Raw genomic sequence first — 14,964 nt, forward strand, 5'->3', positions numbered from 1 at the left:
GCTGAAGTCCATCGAGCACGTCGGGCGGCGCGACACCCTCGTGGGCCTGCGCGGCGAGGTGGACGCCATCGCCACCTACCGCTTCGACATCCGCCTGCAGGGCGAGAACGAGACCGTCTTCTTCGACATGTAATCCAAAAACGCCAAGCCGGCCGCCGCGGGTTGCGGCGGACCGGCGCGGGAGGAAACCATGACCACGCCAGCGGAGCGGACGATCGACGTCCGCCGGTTTCTTGATGAACAGCCGATCTCCGGCTTCCAGTGGCTGATCTTCGCCCTGTGCTTCGCGATTGTCCTGCTGGACGGCTTCGATACTGCCGCCATCGGCTATATTGCCCCCTCGCTCCTGGGCGAATGGAACCTCGCCAAGGCAGATCTCGCCCCGGTGCTCAGCGCCGCCCTGTTCGGTCTCGCCGGCGGAGCCTTGTGCTCCGGCCCCCTGGCCGACCGCTTCGGCCGCAAGCTGGTGCTGCTCGCCGCGGCGGGCGTGATGGGCGTCGCCAGCCTCGTCGCCGCCACCGCAGGCAGCCTCGATGCGCTGGTGATCTGGCGTTTCGTCACCGGTCTGGGCCTCGGCGCCGCCATGCCGAATGCCGTGACGCTGGTGAGCGAATACTGTCCGGCCAAGCGCCGTGCACTTGTCACTAATGCCATGTTCTGCGGCTTCCCCCTGGGGGCGGCGGCCGGCGGCTTCGTGGCGGCCTGGATGATCCCGCACTTCGGCTGGCGCAGCGTGCTGGAACTCGGCGGCGTCGCCCCGCTTCTGCTCGTGGCGGTGATGATTGTCCTGCTGCCGGAATCGGTACGTCACCTTGCCCAACATGGGGCCCCGGCGGAGAAGATCGGCCGCATTCTCCAGCGCATTTCCGCGGCCACGAAGGGGGCGACCCGCTTCGTGCTCGATGAAGGCGAGGGCGCTGCGGAAGTCGGCCGGGGCGGCATCACCGTGGTGTTTTCCGCGCCCTACATCCTCGGCACGCTGTGCCTGTGGGCCGCCTATTTCATGGGCCTGGTCATCTTCTACGGCCTCATCAACTGGATGCCGATCATCCTGCGCGACAGCGGCATCAGCCCCACGCAGGCGACGCTCATTTCGGCCTTGTTCCCGCTTGGCGGCCTCGGCGCCATCCTTGCCGGCTGGCTCATGGATCGCTTCCATGCCGATCTGGTGGTGGCCGCCGGCTTCCTGCTCACGGCGCTGGCGGTCTATGCCATCGGCCAGGTGGCCGGCCAGGTCGGCCCGCTCACGGTGGCGGTCTTCATTGCCGGAACCGTCATGAACACCGCGCAATCCTCCCTGCCCGCGCTGGCCGCCATGTTCTATCCGACCCGGGGCCGGGCCACCGGGGTGGCCTGGATGCTCGGTATCGGACGGTTCGGCGGCATTGCCGGCTCGTTCCTGGTGGCCGAGCTCGGGCGGCGGCAGCTCGGCACCGCGGCGGTGTTCCTGGTGATGGCGGTCCCTGCCCTGATCGCCACCCTCGCGATCCTCACCAAGGCGTGGCTGGGCCCGAAGCCTGATGCCTCGGCCGGCCCGGTGCCCTCGCTGAGCCATTGAGCCCCGCGAGCGCACCGGCGTGACCCTGTTCCAGGCGCCGGCCGGGCGCGACATCGTCTCAGCCTGCCGGTGATGGAAAGGCATCGCCGGCGTCGCCGAAGGCCTGCCATCCGCCATCGACGCAGAGCACGGTGCCGGTCACATAGCGTGCCGCGGGAGAGACGAGGAACGCCACCGCCTGCGCGATGTCGTCCGGCTGTGCCAGGAAGCCCAGCGGAATGCGCCGGCGGATGCGGCCGAGGTCGATCCTGCCGTCGCGCTCCAGCGCTGTCACGAGGGCGGTCTCCACATAGCCGGGCGCCACCGCATTGACCCGGATGCCGGCGGGCCCAAACTCGCACGCCATGCTCCGGGTGAGGGCGACCACGCCCGCTTTCGCCGCCCCGTAGGCATTGCGGCGGGGCAGGCCGGTGATGCCGGCGATGGAGCTGATGTTGACGATTGAGCCGCTGCGCCGGGGCAGCATCACCCGCGCCGCCTCCCGCGAGACGAGAAACACCCCGGTGAGGTCCACGTCGAGGATCTTGCGGAAGCGCGTCGCGTCCTGCTCCACCGTGGGCAGGTGGGTGTCGGCGATGCCGGCATTGTTCACCACCGCATCGAGCCCGCCGAAGGCTTCGACCACCCGCCGCAGCGCCTCGGTCACGTCCTCCTCCACCGACACGTCGGCGCGGACCGCGAGATGGCCCGCGCCCAGTTCCGCCGCCCGCGCGGCGGTGGCGCCCTCGTCGAGGTCGACAAGCGCGAGGCGCCAGCCCATGGCCGCCAAGGTGCGTGCAATGGCCCAGCCGATACCGTCGGCCGCGCCGGTGATCACTGCGGACGGGCTCATGGCGCGGCCTCCCCGAAGCCGGGTCGCGGCACGAGGCTCATCAGGGTCTGCGAGAGGCCGCCGTCCACCACGATCTCCTGGCCGTTGACATAGGACGCCCGCCCGCTCGCCAGGAACACGGCGACGTCGGCGATCTCCGAGGGTTGGCCGATGCGGCGCACCGGCACCATGGCCTCGCGTTTCTCGGCGATGCCCGGTGCGGTGTAGAAGGGCTCGCTCAGGGGCGTGCGCACGAGGCCGGGGCTGACCACGTTGGAGCGCACGCCGCGCGGCCCCCATTCGAAGGCGATCTGCCGCGACAGCATGGATACCGCCGCCTTGCCCGGGCTGTAGGCGCCGCTGAACGGCTGGGGCTCGCTGGCGGCGATGGACGAGATGTGCACGATGGCGCCCGCGCCCTTCTCCAGCATGGCCGCGCCAAAGGCGCGGGTGGTGAGGAAATAGCCGGTGAGGTTCACCTTCAGCATGTGCTCCCAGTCCGCCGTGGAGACCATGTCGATGCCGCCGGGCCGCAGGATGCCGGCATTGTTGACGAGGATGTCGGCGCCCCCGAATGCCGCCAGCGTCGCCGCCGCAGCAGAGGCGATGCTGGCCTCCTCCGAGATGTCGCAGTGCAGCGCCAGCACGCGCACGCCCAGCTTCGCCACCTCGGCCCTGGTCTTCGCGCAGGTGTCCGGATTCCTGTCGGCGAGGGCAAGGTTCGCGCCGGCCTGGGCGAAGGCGAGCGCCACGGCGCGTCCGATGCCGCCGCCGGCACCGGTGACGACGCATGTGCGGCCTCGAAGGCCGAGCCAGCCGGTGTCGGGCACGCTCATCGGGCCGCTCCTTCGCTGCCGAGGAAGCGGGTCACCGAGGCGAGGTCGATCGTCTTGATGAAGCGGTTCTCCTGCGCCACCAGCAGATGGCCGGAGGCCGAAAGATAGGCCGGCCAGTCGGGATCGGCATCGCGCGCGATGCGGCGGCGGTCATAGTCGGCGAGGCTGTCGTAGCCCCACAGGTGCACCACCTGGTTCTGCGGGCCGATGTCGCTGGCGAAAAAGGCGATGGGCGGCCCCAGGTGGCGCAATTGCACCGGCATGGCGAGGGTGTCGAAGATCTCGATGAATTCGGCGAGGCCGCGGGGCTTGATGGTGTAGATGCGCAAGTCCGCGATGCGGTATCCGGTCATGACAATCCTTGATGTGTTTCGCACCCCGGAGAGGTTCAGGCCCCGGGGATGCACGTCACGGAGCCCAGGGGCGGGCATATTCAGGTCGGCACGAAGGAGCAGCCGCCTTCGGCCACAGGCCGGAAGGCCTCTTCGGCCGGGATGGTGGAGACGAGCTTGTAGATGTCGCCGGGGGCCTTGCTCTCGGCGGGAGCCTTCACCGAGAACAGATAGGCTGGGTGGATCTTGCGCCCGTCCTCACGCACGCGGCCGGGGCCGAAACAGTCGTCGTCGGTGGGCATCTGCTTCATCACGGCGATGGTGTCCCGCCCGGAGGCCTTGGCGCGGGGCACGCCCAGCGCCTTCACCGCCTTGAGATAATGGGTGACGCCGGAATAATCCCCGACCTGGCTCATGTTTGGAAAGACGCCCGCCGGAAGCTTCGGGGCGATGCGCTTCATGAAGGCGCGGGTGCGGTCGTTGAGGTCCCAGTAGAAGGTCTCGGTGAGGGAGAGGCCATGGGCCACCGGCAGGCCCATGGCGATCACGTCGGTGATGTATCCCACGGTGGCGGCGAGGCGGACCTTGCCGCCGGCGTCGAGGCCGAATTCCTGCGCCTGCTTCAGGCAGGTGATCAGCTCGGTGCCGGAATTGCAGAAGGCCACCACGTTGGCGCCGGAGGCCTGGGCCTGCAGCAGGAAGGAGGAGAAATCCGCAGTCGAGCCGTAGGGATATTTCACCGCGCCGGCGACCTTGCCGCCGGAGGCCTCCACGAAGCGGGTGGCGTCCGCCTGGGCGGCATTGCCGAAGGCGTAGTCGGCGGTGACGAAGAACCACTTCGTGCCGCCGGTCTTCACCAGCGCCGTGGCGGTGGAATGGGCGAGGCACCAGCTGTCCCAGCTCCAATGCAGGAGATTGGGGCTGCAGCTCTTGCCGGTGAGGTCGGAGCTGCCGGCGGAGGTGACGATGGAGACCTTGTCGCGCTCCTGCAGGATACCGCGCGAGCCCAGGGCGATGGCGCTGTTGCCCACGTTGGTGATGACGTCGATGCCGTCCTCGTCGAACCATTTGCGGATGATGGTGAGGCCCACGTCCGGCTTGTTCTGGTGGTCGGCGATCACCAGCTCGATCCGGATGCCCGGATTGGCGGCGGTGAACTCCTCTATGGCCTGGCGGGTGCAGGCGACGCTGGTCGGCCCCTCCACGTCGCGATAGATGCCGGACATGTCGGTGATGTGGCCGATGCGGATGGTGTCGTCCGCGGCCCGGGCCTTCCCCACCGGACCGAGCCCGAACGCGGTGACGGCAAGGCTTGTGCCGAGAAAACTCCTGCGATCCATGGCCATGGCGTTCTCCCCATAGGGTTCATTGTTTTGTTTTGTTTTGTTTTGTTTTGTCTTGTCTTGATCTTCGTCAGTGGGCGGAGGCGCCGGCCAGGTGCCGCCCGGTGACATAGCCCGATGTCATGATGGGCCCGAGCGTGATGCCGGCGCCGGGATAATTGCCGCCCATGATGCTCGCCGCATCGTTGCCCACGGCATAGAGGCCGGCGATGGGGGCCGCGTTGGTGTCCAGCACCCGGCCGAGCGGATCGGTGGACAGCCCGTCGAAGGTGCCGAGATCGCCCATGACGATCTTCACCGCATAGAACGGCCCCTGATCGATGGGCGCCACCGTGGGGTTGGGCTTGTGGTCGGGGTCACCGAGATAGCGGTTGAAGGCGGTGGAGCCGCGGCGGAATTCCGGGTCCTCGCCCTTTTCGGCGCCCACATTGTAGGTGCGCACCGTCGCTTCCAGGGCGGCGGCATCGATGCCGGCCGCGCGGGCGAGGTCGGCCAGCGTGCGGCCCTTCAGCAGATAGCCGGTGCGGGTATAGAGCGAGGTCGGCACCGGAGCGGGCTTGGCAAAGCCGAGGCCGTATTTGCGGAGGGTGGCATGGTCGCAGACCAGCCAGGCGACGGTCTCGCTCTCGCCCTCGCTGTCGGCGATCATGGCGGCGCCCACGTCGTGGTAGGAATTGGCCTCGTTGGTGAAGCGGCGGCCGTGCCGGTTCACCGCGATGACGCCGGGCTTGTAGCGGTCCACGAGGTGGGGGAAGACACCGAAGCGTCCGTTGCCCAGGGGCACTTTCGACACCGGCATCCAGGCCGCCGCATCGGGAAAGCGCGCCTCGAACTGCCCGCCCACGGTTTCCGCAAGGCGGATGCCATCGCCGGTATTGCCCTCGGGCGTGGGCGAGACATGCACGCCGCCGCGCCGGCGGTGGGGATAGATGCCCGCAAGGCGCGCCTCGTCATGGGGGAAGCCGCCGCAGGCCAGCACCACGCCACGGCGCGCGGTGATGCGCTGGGTGCCCGCCGCGTCCTTCACGACGGCGCCGGTCACCGCACCATCCTCGACGATCAGCTGTTCCGCCGCCGTGCCCGTGCGGATCGCAATGCCGCAGTCGAAGGCCGATTTGGCGAGGCGGGCCGCCAGAGCGTTACCGCTCGTGACCTGGACACCGCGCCGGTACAAAAGAAGATCCTTCAGGTGGTTGGCAAGGCGCTTCGCCACATAAACCGCGGAGGTGAGGGAGCGCGTGGCGTTGAAGAAATGCTTCAATTCATTGTTGGACGAATTGAACATCATGCCGATGAAGGTGATGGTCGCGAGCGGCGGCTTGAGCCGGTTCATCTCGGGTCCGAGGCCGCGCGCATCATAGGGCGCGGCGACGACGGAGCGGCCGATATCCACGCCGCCCGGCAGGTCCGGGTGGTAGTCGGGATAGGCGGAGGCGACGAACTTCACCTCGGTCTCGCGCTCGAAGAATTCGAGCATGCGCGGGCCGTTGTCGAGAAAGCACTCGATCGCATCCTCGCGGTAGAAATTGCCGGTCTCGGTCTTCAGATAGAGGCGAGCGGCGTCTCGCGTGTCGGTGATGCCCTGCGCCGCAGCATGGGGATTTCCGGGGATCCACAGCACGCCGCCCGAAAAGGCGGTGGTGCCGCCGAAATGCTCTTCCTTCTCCACCACGACGACGTCGAGGCCGTGCTTCCTCGCGGTGACCGCCGTGGACAGGCCGCCGGCTCCGGACCCGATGACCAGCACGTCGCACACGAGCGGGGCGTGTTCGCTCAAAGACATGAAAAGGCTCCTCCTCGACACGCGCCGGGCGTGTGAAGTCCGCGCTTCCTGTGCGCAAAAGGCGTTGTGTGATCGCATGGCACCGCGGCACCGACGCATTGGCGTCGCTCACTCCGCGGCTGGCTTGTCCAGCTCTTCGACGGCTCGTTGATGTGCCATGGATAGGCCCGCCGAAACGGGCCGACAATGGATGAAAGCAAAATCCTGTTGTACTTTTCGTAAGGTCGCAGCATCCTCCATGTCACGTCACGACAATGCTGCACTTGCGAATGACACGGCGAAATGTGATCCCGAGCTTCTTTCTGTACGACGAAGCCTTGGCGGACGTGGATCTCGACTTCCTCCACGTGGAGGCCATCCGTATCCGCTCGAGCGTGCATGATTGGACGATCCGTCCACATGCCCATCCCGAGCACGTCCAGTTCCTGTTCGTGACCGAGGGCGGGGGGCGCATCCGCGTGGAGGATGACGAGTGGCAGCTCGATCCGCCCACGGTGGTGGTCATCCCCCCGACGGCGGTCCACGAAATCCGCTTTGAACCGGGCTCGGACGGCTTCGCGCTCACCATCGCCGCGTCCTACGTGATGGCGATGGCGCAGACGGATCCGGTCTTTGCCGATGTGCCCGCCGCCGTGGGCCTCTATCCGGCCCAGGGACCCGATGGCGATGGCTACGGCCTTCTGGATGCCTTCCAGTGGCTGGAGCGGGAATTCATCGGCGCGGCGCCGGGGCGGCGGGCGGCCATCGGCGCGCACTTCCTGCGGGTGCTGGTCGCGCTGGCCCGGCTGAAGGATGGCGGTGCGCCGGTGGGAGGACCGCTGATGCGCCGCGATGCCGATATCGTGGTGCGCTATCGCCGGCTCATCGAGGAGCATTTCCGGCAAGCCCAGCCGCTCACCTTTTATGCCGACGGGCTCAACATCACCTATGCCCGCCTGAATGCCGCCTGCCGGGCGGTGGCGGGCAAGAGCGCGCTGAAGCTCATGCACGACCGCCTGATGATCGAGGCCAAGCGCAACCTGCTCTACACCAGCATGAGCGTCGGCGAGGTGGGCCATGCCGTCGGCTTTCAGGATCCGGCTTATTTCTCCCGCTTCTTCACCCGCCACGCGGGGCGCTCACCGGCCGCGTTCCGTGCCGCACCGCGATAGCATGCAGGCGCTCACGCCCGGTAAGAGGCGATGGTGGCGGCGATGCCCGTGTCGAGGGACGTATCCGGAAGGTCCGGCAGCACGTCGGCGAGGTGATCCGGCGCCAGCGCCCCGGCGATGGGCATGGGAGAGCCGGTGGCGGTGATGCGCGCATCGGGCACCTCGCGGCGGATGGCGGCGATCACGTCGTCGACGGTGGCCTGGCGCCCGGCCAGGTTGAAGGCGTGCGCCCCCTCCAGCGGAGCGGACAGGGCCTGCTCGAAGGCCGCCGCCACGTCGTCCACATAGATCATGCCGGCGGCGCCCACATAGGGGATCACATAGGGCGTGCCCTGCGCGGCGGCGCGGCAGGCGAGCGTCGGCCCGGCGCTGGCGCCTTCCTCGCCACGGCCCGGCCCGTAGACGATGAAGGGCCGGAAGCCGATGCTGGCGATGCGATGATCGTCCCAATAGGCACGGGCGCTGCCTTCGCAGGCGAGCTTGAAGGCGCCGTAGTGGGTGGTGGGGAAGGGAATGCGTCCGTCCCGCGGCCCGAACACCCCCGCCGAGCTCGCATAGACGACGCGCGGCATGCCCTCGCGCCGGGCGGCCTCGAAGGCGTTGAGGGTGCCGATGAGGTTGATCTGGGCGCCCTTCACCGGATCCGCCCGGCAGGCTGGGGTGAGGATGCCGGCCATGTGCACGATGCCGCCGCAGCCCCGCGCGGCCGCATGCACGGCGTCGGTGTCGCGGATATCGGCCAGGCGCCAATCCACCTCGCGGGCGAGGTCGCCGAGGATGTCGCGCACGGCGGCACTGTCGCTGGCGATGTCGAGGACGCGCACGGCGATGCTCCGCCGGATGAGGCGGCGGATGATCCAGGCGGCGATGAATCCGGTGCCGCCGGTGACGAGGATCTTCATGGCTTGACCCCTGTGCTCGATCGCGGGACGGGACCGGGGGCGCCTCAGTATCCCGGTCTCGGGATGTGGCCCATGAGGGAGCGGCGGAGGCCGCCATCCACGACGATCTCCTCCCCGTTGATGTAGGAGGCCCGCGCGCTGGCGAGGAAGACCACCGCGGCGGCGGAATCCTCCGGCGTTCCGATGCGCCGGGCGGGCACGAACGCCTCGCGCTTCTCGCGTATGCCGGGAACGGCATAGAAGGCGGCACTCATGGGCGCCTCCACGAGGCCCGGGCTGACCACGTTGGAGCGCACGCCGCGCGGTCCCCATTCCACCGCCAGCTGGTGCGACAGCATGATGAGGGCGGCCTTGGCCGCGCTGTAGGCACCGCTGGACGGCTGCACATTGCTTCCCGCGATGGAGGAGATGTGCACCAGCGCTCCCGAGCCCCGCGCGAGCATGCCCGCGCCGAAGGCCTGTGCGGTGCGCAGGCAGCCGGTGAGGTCCACGTCGAGCTGGGCTTGCCAGTCGGCGGGGTCCAGGGTGTCGAGGGCGCCGGGGCGCATGACCGCTGCATTGTTGACGAGGACGTCCACCGGCCCCACGGTGGCCTCCACCCAGCCGGCGGCCTCGGCGACGCTGGCGGTGTCGGCCACATCGCAGGCCCGAACCGCGCTGCGGCTGCCGTCGGGATCGATGGTCGCGGCCGCCGCGGCGAGACCTGGAGCGGAGCGGCCCAGCAGGACCACCCGTGCGCCGACGGCCAGGAACTCCCGCGCGATGGCAAGGCCGATGCCCCGCCCGCCGCCGGTCACCACGCACAGCCGGTCCTTGAGGCCCAGCCAGTCCCCGTTCTCCTGCGCCATCGCGGCGTTCCTTCCTGATGGTTGTTGTTCTGCTCAGACGGCGACCGGCCGGCGATGTTCGATCGCGTGGACGACCCGCCGTCCGCGTTCCAGCGCGCGGCGCGCCCATTCCTCGATGCCGAGGCGCGGCTTCTCGGTCACGTTGGGTAGTTCCAGGCTGATGGGGAGATCGCGGGGCAGCACGCAGAACATGCCGGCAAGGTCGATCCCGCCGTCGCCTGGCAGCAGGCGCTCGGCACGGGCGGTGTGGATGAGGCCCTCGGCGGTGGTCGGGACTTCGGCCGGTGCGTCGCACATCTGGGCGTAGTGCAGCAGATGGCGCGGAATGGCTGCGAGATCAGCGAGCGTCGTCGCCGACCGGGCGGTGTGCAGCGCATCCACCAGTATGCCGCCGTTGGGCGCTCCCGCCGCGGTGACGATGCGCAGGGCGGTCTTCGCGTCCGGCACATGGGTCCACGGCATGAATTCGAGGTCTGCCGTCAGGCCGTAGGGCTGAGCCGCCGCGCAGAAGGCGGCATAGGAGTGGACGAGGCGCGCCTCGTCGGGATCATCCCCCGCCACCAGCACCGCGCGGGCCGAAAGCCGTCCGCACAGATCGAGGAAGGCCGCCACGTCCTCCACGCGGAAATCGGGGCCGATCCGCACGATCTCCATGTCGAAGAGGGTGACGCCGGTATCAGCCAGGCGCGCCCGCGTTTCCCGCTCCGCGGCAGGATGGTGGAGCAACGGGTTGACCTCGCCGCCCGGCGTGGCCGGCAGCGCCCTGAGGCCCACCGCGCCATAGCCGAGGCGATGGGCGAGCAAGACCGCATCCGGCGCGTCGAGGGGCGCGCTCGTGAGATAGGCCAGCGAATAGACGGGCTCCACGGCCGACCTCCTCAGGTGAGCGGCGAGATGGCGGTGGGCAAGGCGATGACCGAGCGCATGTCGCCGGTGAGAAGCGCCGGTCCGCCGGGCGGCGGCCATACCCCCTCGGCGACCGAGCGGGCGCGCTTCTCGGCGCGGTCGTCGAGGCTGGCATAGGGCCAGATGTGGGTGATGCGGGGCGTGCCCTCCAGCGCGTACATGGCGACGGTGAGGGGGGAGAGGGCCACGCGCCCCGGGAGCGCCGGGCCCCAGACGCGCTCCACCGCCGGCAGGCAGCCGTGCTTCACGCGATAGGTGCGGATCTCGTAGACCGGGCCGTATTTGCCGGGCACCACCGGCTGCGAGAAGGAATAGGGGGCATAGCCCGTGAACTCCATCTCCACGATGGCGTCGCCCGCGCCGAAGGGATCGGTGGCGCCATGGATGCGGGCGCGGTCGGCCTGCATCTCGGCGTCGTCGACGAAGCTGCGGAACACGATGACGCGGTTGAGGTCCCCGATCTCGCTGACGAAGCAGCCGAGCAGCGTGCCGGCGCCCGGCGTCTTCGCATGGGCCTCGATGCCGGCGGTCACCGCCGGCACGGTGCCGAAGCGGATGGTGAGGGACAAAAGTTCATAGCGCATGGGACTCTCCGGGCGGACGGCGCTGTCCGCGGTCGATGGTGTCGGAAGGAAGAGGGGTGCCGCTGGCGTGGTGCGCGGCGACAAAGCCGAAGGTCATGGCCGGGCCGAGGGTGATGCCGCCCGCCGGATAGCGCCCGCCCATCATGCTCGACATGTCGTTGCCCACCGCATAGAGGCCGGCGATGGGCGTGCCCGAACCGTCCAGCACCCGGGCATGGGCATCGGTGGCGAGGCCGGCGAAGGTGCCGAGGCTGCCGGCCACCACTTTCACCGCATAGAATGGTCCATGGGCGATGGGCGCGACGCAGGGATTGGGCCGGTGCGACGCATCCCCCTGCACCCGGTTGTAGAGGCTGGAGCCGCGCCCGTAGGCGGGGTCCTCGCCGCGCGTGGCGGCGCGGTTGTAGTCCGCGAGGGTCTGTTCGAACCCCTCGGCGTCGATGCCGCAGGCGCGGGCCAGATCGGCGAAGCTGCTGCCGCGCTTCAGATATCCATTGGCGAGCCACGGGCGCAGGGGGAACGGCCGGGGCCGGGTGCGGCCGAGGCCATAGTGGCGCTGGAAGGGATGGTCGCAGATCATCCAGGCTTCCACGGGCGCGCCGGGAGGCGTCGCCGCCAGCAGCGCGCGCATCACGTCGTGATAGGAATCGGCTTCGTTGGCGAAACGCCGCCCGTCCCGTCGCACCATGATGAGGCCGGGCTTGGCGCGTTCGACGAGGTGGGGATAGGACGCCGTGGTGCCATCGGCCTGCGGAACCTGCGACACCGGTGCCCAGGCGCCAGAGTCGGAGAGGTCCGTGCGCAAGTAGCCCCCCGCTCCCTCGCCGAGCCGAATGCCGTCGCCGCTATTGGTCTGCGGCGCCGCCGACCAGTGCTCGCGGCCAGTTGGCGCGTGGGGAAACAGCGCCGCCTTGCGGGCGATGTCATGGGGAAAGCCGCCGCTCGCCAGCACCACGCCGCGCCGCGCGTGGATCTCCTGCACCGTGGCTCCGGAGCCGGCGACGATGCCCGCCACGTGCCCTTCTTCCACCAACACCTCGCGCGCCGGGCACGAGGTCAGGATGGTGACGCCGAGATCGTCGGCCGATTTCAGCAGGCGGGCGATGAGGGCGTTGCCGTTGACCAGCTTCATGCCGCGACCGTGGCGCGCCACGTCGATGACGTGGCGCAGGATGCGCCCGGCGGTATGGGAGAAGGAGGAGGCGTTGCGCGTGGCCTCCAGGAAATGGTGCATGTCGCGCCCTGCGGCGATGCCCATGCCGAAGGGCGAGATGAGGTCGAGGGGCGAGCGCAAGTCGCAAATGCGCGCGCCGAGCAACCGCCCGTCGAACGGCGCCGCGCACAGCGAGCGCCCGCCCTTGGCCGCGCCGGGCGAGGTATCGTGAAAATCGGGAACGGCGTTGCCATCCACGAAGGCGAGGCTGGTGTTGCGACGGAAGAAATCCACCATGCGCGGCCCCTGCTCCAGCAGCATGGTGGCCAGGGCCTCGTCATAGGCATTGCCCAGTTCGGCCTTCAGATAGGTGCGCGGCGTCTCGATGTCCTCGACGATCCCGGCCTCCACCGCCAGCGGATTGCGCGGGATCCACATCCATCCGCCCGACCAGGCGGTGGTGCCGCCGATCTTGGCATCCTTCTCCACCACGACCACCTCGAGGCCGAGGAAGGCGGCGGTGACGGCGGTGGCAAGGCCGCCCGCTCCCGAGCCCACCACCACGAGGTCGCAGGTTCGCGGTGCGTGGTGATGTGTGGCCGCCGATGGCGCGATGGGGCCGGGATGCCGGTTCATGGCCGCTGTTCCCCGGCTTCGCAGGCGTGGCGCACGGCGCGATAGGCGAAGGTGATGGCGGGGCCGATAGTGATGCCGGGGCCGGGATAATTGCCGCCCATGATGGACTGGGCCTCGTTGCCGCAGGCATAGAGGCCGGGAACCGGGCTGCCGTCCGCCTTCAGCACCCGCGCCCATTCGTCGATGACGAGGCCGGTGGCGGCGCCGATGTCGCCGGGATAAAGCCGCACGGCGTAGAAGGGCGCGGCTTCGATCGGGCCGAGGGTCGGATTGGGTCCGTGCGCCGCATCGCCGTTGATCCGGTGATAGGCGGTGGTGCCGCGACCGAACTCCGCATCAACTCCGGTCTTCGCAGAGGCGTTCATGGCGGCGACGGTCTTTTCCAGTACGCCGGCATCCATGTTCAGCTTCGCGGCGAGGGCAGCGATAGTGGGCGCTTCCACCAGATAGCCGTCGTCGAGAAAGGGCTGCAGGTTGCGCGTGCCCATGCGCACCATGCCAAGGCCGAACTTCTTCAGGCCCACCGCATCGGTGATGATGAAGCAGGGGATGGTCGGCCGATCCCGGTTTGCCGCGAACATGGCCTTGCCGAACTGGTGGTAGGAGGTGGATTCGTTCACGAAGCGCCGCCCGGTCTGATCCACGCACACGGTGCCGGGCTTGGAGCGGTCCATCACGAAATGGGGGAAGATGGCGGTGGAACCGTCGGCGCGGCGGCGCACCGAGACCGGCGCCCAGAAGGCCGGCTGGTCGCCCTCCGTGCCGAAGCGTGCCCCGAGCTTCATGGCGAGGTCCTGCATGGCGCCGGTATGCCCCGGCGCGGCCGGGCTGTAGGCGGGTGTCGGCCGGGGCAGAAGCTCGGCCCGGCGGGTGGGGTGGCGGTTGAAGCCGCCCGCCGCGATCACCAGGCCACGACGGACGCGGATCTGTCGCTCCGAGCCGTTCTGCGCCACGGTGACGCCTTCAACGCCGCCGCGCCCCGCATCGACGGCGCGGACGGTGGCCTCCAGCAGGATCGGGACGTCGCGCGCCTTCAGGGAGGCGAGCATGCGCCCGATCAGGGCATTTCCCATCACCAGCCGGCTGCCGCGCCGCTGCGCCAGCCGGTCGCGGCCGTACCAGGCGAGGATCGCGGCGGCATGCCGGAAGGAGCGCCAGGACTTCGTCAGTCCCAGCAGGTGCCCGATGTCGGTGCGGTCGATCATCATGCCGCCGAGGAGGGTGAATTCCGGGATCGGCGGCCGGATGCGCGCGAGGTCCGCACCGAGGCTGCGACCGTCGAAGGGCACCGGCTCCAGCGCCCGCCCGCGCAAGGTGGCGCCTTCATGGTCCTGCTCGTAGTCCGGATGGGTGGCGTAGGGGCGAAAGCGCACCTGCGACTTGTCTTCGAGGGTGGCGATGGCCTCAGGCCCGCTCTCCAGGAAGGCGCGTCGCAGCACCGCCGGGGAACGGTTGCCCACCACGCCGTCCAGGAAGCGCTCGGCCTTCCCGAGGCTGTCGTCGGCCGCCACCTCGGTGGAGTGCCGGTTCATGGGGATCCAGGTGGTGGCAGCGGACAAGGCGGTGGTGCCGCCGACATATTCGGTGCGCTCCACCAGCAGTACCTTCAGACCGGCGATGGCGGCGAACAGCGCCGTCGCCATGCCGCCGGCTCCGGAGCCGGCGACGACGAGGTCATAGACATCGTTTGGGGGGAGGGCATCCAGGGTGGTGATCATGGCGCCGGCTCAAGCGTTGGAGTCGGTGCGCAGCAGGAAGTCCACCATCTTCTCCTGCAGGGCGAAGTACATCTCGGTGCCGGTGGAGGTGGGGCAGCCGGCGGCGCGGGCGGCGGCGATCAGCGGCGACACCGCCGGCTGGGTGATGACACAGCCCACATGGGTGGCGGGCGCGAGCCTGCTCACATCCACGGGCAGCGGATCGCCCTCCTTCATGCCCATGGGCGTGGCATTGGCGACGAGGTCGAAGCCGGCGGGATCGGTGGACCCCGCCACCGCCCGGCCCTTGCCGAGGGTGTTGAGGCGGGCGACGAGGGCATCGCGCCGCGCCCCGTCGGCGTCATGGATGGCAAGCTCGGCGACGCCCGCATCGATCAGGGCGAGGGCGATGGCGGAACCCGCG

Annotated in this window: 13 protein-coding genes and 1 pseudogene; 2 read left to right on the forward strand and 12 right to left on the reverse strand. The window is 69.3% G+C overall.

Annotation, left to right across the window (positions count from 1 at the left end):
* The first annotated feature begins 190 nt into the window (after positions 1-190).
* Positions 191-1,558 carry an MFS transporter gene (locus K9U41_RS17065; protein WP_282642077.1) on the forward strand — a complete coding sequence of 456 codons (1,368 nt, stop codon included), beginning with the start codon at positions 191-193 and terminating at the stop codon, positions 1,556-1,558.
* A gap of 58 nt (positions 1,559-1,616) precedes the next feature.
* Here K9U41_RS17065 and K9U41_RS17070 read toward each other — a convergent pair whose 3' ends face one another.
* From K9U41_RS17070 to K9U41_RS17090, 5 genes are all read right to left on the reverse strand, one after another.
* Positions 1,617-2,390, reverse strand: a complete 774-nt coding sequence (locus tag K9U41_RS17070; protein WP_282642078.1) for an SDR family NAD(P)-dependent oxidoreductase — start codon at positions 2,388-2,390, stop codon at positions 1,617-1,619.
* Positions 2,387-3,205 (reverse strand): SDR family NAD(P)-dependent oxidoreductase, encoded by an 819-nt coding sequence (locus tag K9U41_RS17075; protein ID WP_282642079.1) that lies wholly within the window; start codon positions 3,203-3,205, stop codon positions 2,387-2,389. The genes K9U41_RS17070 and K9U41_RS17075 overlap by 4 nt, the downstream gene beginning before the upstream one ends.
* Positions 3,202-3,558, reverse strand: a complete 357-nt coding sequence (locus K9U41_RS17080; RefSeq protein ID WP_282642080.1) for an NIPSNAP family protein — start codon at positions 3,556-3,558, stop codon at positions 3,202-3,204. Before K9U41_RS17080 ends, K9U41_RS17075 begins: the two co-directional genes overlap by 4 nt.
* A gap of 80 nt (positions 3,559-3,638) precedes the next feature.
* Positions 3,639-4,883 (reverse strand): ABC transporter substrate-binding protein, encoded by a 1,245-nt coding sequence (locus tag K9U41_RS17085; RefSeq protein WP_282642081.1) that lies wholly within the window; start codon positions 4,881-4,883, stop codon positions 3,639-3,641.
* 67 nt (positions 4,884-4,950) lie between these two features.
* On the reverse strand, positions 4,951-6,663 hold the full coding sequence (locus tag K9U41_RS17090) for an FAD-dependent oxidoreductase (protein ID WP_282642082.1): 1,713 nt from the start codon (positions 6,661-6,663) through the stop codon (positions 4,951-4,953).
* A gap of 269 nt (positions 6,664-6,932) precedes the next feature.
* Here K9U41_RS17090 and K9U41_RS17095 point away from each other — a divergent pair, with 269 nt between their 5' ends.
* Positions 6,933-7,814, forward strand: coding sequence for a helix-turn-helix domain-containing protein (locus tag K9U41_RS17095; protein ID WP_282642083.1), 882 nt, complete (start codon positions 6,933-6,935; stop codon positions 7,812-7,814).
* An 11-nt stretch (positions 7,815-7,825) separates the two neighbouring features.
* Here K9U41_RS17095 and K9U41_RS17100 read toward each other — a convergent pair whose 3' ends face one another.
* From K9U41_RS17100 to K9U41_RS17130, 7 genes and pseudogenes are all read right to left on the reverse strand, one after another.
* Positions 7,826-8,716 (reverse strand): NAD-dependent epimerase/dehydratase family protein, encoded by an 891-nt coding sequence (locus K9U41_RS17100; protein WP_282642084.1) that lies wholly within the window; start codon positions 8,714-8,716, stop codon positions 7,826-7,828.
* Between the two features lie 44 nt (positions 8,717-8,760).
* Entirely contained in the window at positions 8,761-9,564 is an 804-nt protein-coding gene (locus K9U41_RS17105) for an SDR family NAD(P)-dependent oxidoreductase (protein ID WP_282642085.1), read from the reverse strand.
* Between the two features lie 33 nt (positions 9,565-9,597).
* Entirely contained in the window at positions 9,598-10,431 is an 834-nt protein-coding gene (locus tag K9U41_RS17110) for a sugar phosphate isomerase/epimerase family protein (protein WP_282642086.1), read from the reverse strand.
* 11 nt (positions 10,432-10,442) lie between these two features.
* Positions 10,443-11,054 carry an NIPSNAP family protein gene (locus tag K9U41_RS17115; protein WP_282642087.1) on the reverse strand — a complete coding sequence of 204 codons (612 nt, stop codon included), beginning with the start codon at positions 11,052-11,054 and terminating at the stop codon, positions 10,443-10,445.
* Positions 11,044-12,843, reverse strand: coding sequence for an FAD-dependent oxidoreductase (locus K9U41_RS17120; protein ID WP_282642088.1), 1,800 nt, complete (start codon positions 12,841-12,843; stop codon positions 11,044-11,046). The genes K9U41_RS17115 and K9U41_RS17120 overlap by 11 nt, the downstream gene beginning before the upstream one ends.
* Positions 12,840-14,561, reverse strand: coding sequence for an FAD-dependent oxidoreductase (locus K9U41_RS17125; protein ID WP_282642089.1), 1,722 nt, complete (start codon positions 14,559-14,561; stop codon positions 12,840-12,842). The genes K9U41_RS17120 and K9U41_RS17125 overlap by 4 nt, the downstream gene beginning before the upstream one ends.
* 9 nt (positions 14,562-14,570) lie before the next feature.
* A pseudogene (locus tag K9U41_RS17130) lies at positions 14,571-14,964 on the reverse strand (shikimate dehydrogenase); the annotation flags it as partial.

Origin of the sequence: Xanthobacter autotrophicus (genome assembly GCF_029991245.1) — a bacterium.
Classification (GTDB): Bacteria; Pseudomonadota; Alphaproteobacteria; order Rhizobiales; family Xanthobacteraceae; genus Xanthobacter; species Xanthobacter autotrophicus_C.

Excerpts from the sequence above, each read along its gene's own strand:
- K9U41_RS17065 (WP_282642077.1), top strand. The coding sequence starts at position 191 with ATGACCACGCCAGCGGAGCGGACGATCGACGTCCGCCGGTTTCTTGAT.
- K9U41_RS17070 (WP_282642078.1), bottom strand. The coding sequence starts at position 2,390 with ATGAGCCCGTCCGCAGTGATCACCGGCGCGGCCGACGGTATCGGCTGG.
- K9U41_RS17075 (WP_282642079.1), bottom strand. The coding sequence starts at position 3,205 with ATGAGCGTGCCCGACACCGGCTGGCTCGGCCTTCGAGGCCGCACATGC.
- K9U41_RS17080 (WP_282642080.1), bottom strand. The coding sequence starts at position 3,558 with ATGACCGGATACCGCATCGCGGACTTGCGCATCTACACCATCAAGCCC.
- K9U41_RS17085 (WP_282642081.1), bottom strand. The coding sequence starts at position 4,883 with ATGGCCATGGATCGCAGGAGTTTTCTCGGCACAAGCCTTGCCGTCACC.
- K9U41_RS17090 (WP_282642082.1), bottom strand. The coding sequence starts at position 6,663 with ATGTCTTTGAGCGAACACGCCCCGCTCGTGTGCGACGTGCTGGTCATC.
- K9U41_RS17095 (WP_282642083.1), top strand. The coding sequence starts at position 6,933 with ATGACACGGCGAAATGTGATCCCGAGCTTCTTTCTGTACGACGAAGCC.
- K9U41_RS17100 (WP_282642084.1), bottom strand. The coding sequence starts at position 8,716 with ATGAAGATCCTCGTCACCGGCGGCACCGGATTCATCGCCGCCTGGATC.
- K9U41_RS17105 (WP_282642085.1), bottom strand. The coding sequence starts at position 9,564 with ATGGCGCAGGAGAACGGGGACTGGCTGGGCCTCAAGGACCGGCTGTGC.
- K9U41_RS17115 (WP_282642087.1), bottom strand. The coding sequence starts at position 11,054 with ATGCGCTATGAACTTTTGTCCCTCACCATCCGCTTCGGCACCGTGCCG.
- K9U41_RS17120 (WP_282642088.1), bottom strand. The coding sequence starts at position 12,843 with ATGAACCGGCATCCCGGCCCCATCGCGCCATCGGCGGCCACACATCAC.
- K9U41_RS17125 (WP_282642089.1), bottom strand. The coding sequence starts at position 14,561 with ATGATCACCACCCTGGATGCCCTCCCCCCAAACGATGTCTATGACCTC.